Raw genomic sequence first — 732 nt, 5'->3', positions numbered from 1 at the left:
TCCTCGTCGGTGATCCGCTGGTACATGTCGAAGAGGTTGCCGTACTTGGCCTCGACGGCCTTGCGGCCCATGCGCTTGATGGCGTCGGCGAAGTCGAGGTAGACGCCCTGGCCGCCGGGACCGACTCCCCTGCCCTCGTCGCAGACGTTCTTCGCGGCGCGGGAGGCGATGTCGCGCGGGACCAGGTTGCCGAAGGAGGGGTAGATGCGCTCCAGGTAGTAGTCGCGCTCGTCCTCGGGGATCTTGTTCGCCGGCCGGTCGTCGCCCTTGGCCTTGGGGACCCAGATCCGGCCGTCGTTGCGCAGCGACTCGCTCATCAGCGTCAGCTTGGACTGGTGGTCGCCGGTGCGCGGGATGCAGGTGGGGTGGATCTGGGTGAAGCACGGGTTGGCGAAGTAGGCGCCGCGCCGGTGCGCCCGCCACACGGCGGTGGCGTTGGAGTTCATGGCGTTGGTCGACAGATAGAAGACGTTGCCGTATCCGCCGCTGGCGAGGACGACGGCGTCCGCGAAGTAGGTGTCGGTCTTTCCGGTGATCAGGTCCCGGGCCACGATGCCGCGGGCCCGTCCGTCGATCACGATCAGGTCGAGCATCTCGGTGCGGGGGTGCATCTCGACGTTCCCGGCCGCGATCTGCCGGCTGAGCGCCTGGTAGGCGCCGAGCAGGAGCTGCTGGCCGGTCTGGCCGCGGGCGTAGAACGTGCGGGAGACCTGGACGCCGCCGAAGGAGCGG

The 732-nt window shown here is 68.9% G+C and carries 1 protein-coding gene; it reads right to left on the bottom strand.

Annotated elements, in window-relative coordinates; all coding sequences use genetic code 11:
* Positions 1 to 732: FAD-binding protein (locus tag G6W55_RS38015; protein WP_175525104.1), on the bottom strand; the 732-nt coding region annotated here is incomplete at both ends.

This window comes from Streptomyces sp. CAI-85, from assembly GCF_013363615.1.
GTDB classification, from domain to species: domain Bacteria; phylum Actinomycetota; class Actinomycetes; order Streptomycetales; family Streptomycetaceae; genus Streptomyces; species Streptomyces antibioticus_B.
Note: the sequence above shows the minus strand (reverse complement) of the source record. Positions and strands in the feature narration are given on the sequence as shown.